Annotated in this window: 1 protein-coding gene; it reads right to left on the reverse strand. The window is 36.2% G+C overall.

Annotation, left to right across the window (positions count from 1 at the left end; translation table 11 throughout):
• Nucleotides 1-48: 48 nt before the first annotated feature.
• Nucleotides 49-459, reverse strand: a 411-nt coding sequence (locus N473_RS22240; RefSeq protein ID WP_231099623.1) for a hypothetical protein, incomplete at its 5' end; no start/stop codon positions are given.

Genomic DNA, 459 nt, shown 5'->3' on the forward strand with positions numbered 1-459 from the left:
TTGTGTCCTTGCTTTTACGGCCTTGTTAGGTGAACTAATTAATATTGTCTAGAATTCAACTCTAATTCCATACTTCTCTTCACAAGACTCAATGATTTCAACCATGTCTTGCATGCCAGATATAACTGTTTCTGAAGGTCTAGGAGGACCATTTTTAAGCATTTCTTCCATGTTTTCCATTACTGAATTTGCTAATTTGGCATATTCACTTAGCGCATTGCTAAATTCTGAATATTTCGCAGGCTCCCATTTCTCTTGAGCTATTTTTGCGGTGCATTTACATAGCTTCTCTAGTTTTTCATATTCATCTTCATTGGTAGGCGCAATTAAGAACTGTAGGTTCTGTGAAACACTCTCTAACTCACTCAAGTTAACTTCCTTAGCTCCCAAGATTGGGGATAACAGCATAATAATTATTAAAGTAATAGTTTTCATTGGTATCTCATGTTCACCTAACGC

This window comes from Pseudoalteromonas luteoviolacea CPMOR-1 (assembly GCF_001625685.1).
In the GTDB taxonomy this organism is placed as follows: domain Bacteria; phylum Pseudomonadota; class Gammaproteobacteria; order Enterobacterales; family Alteromonadaceae; genus Pseudoalteromonas; species Pseudoalteromonas luteoviolacea_K.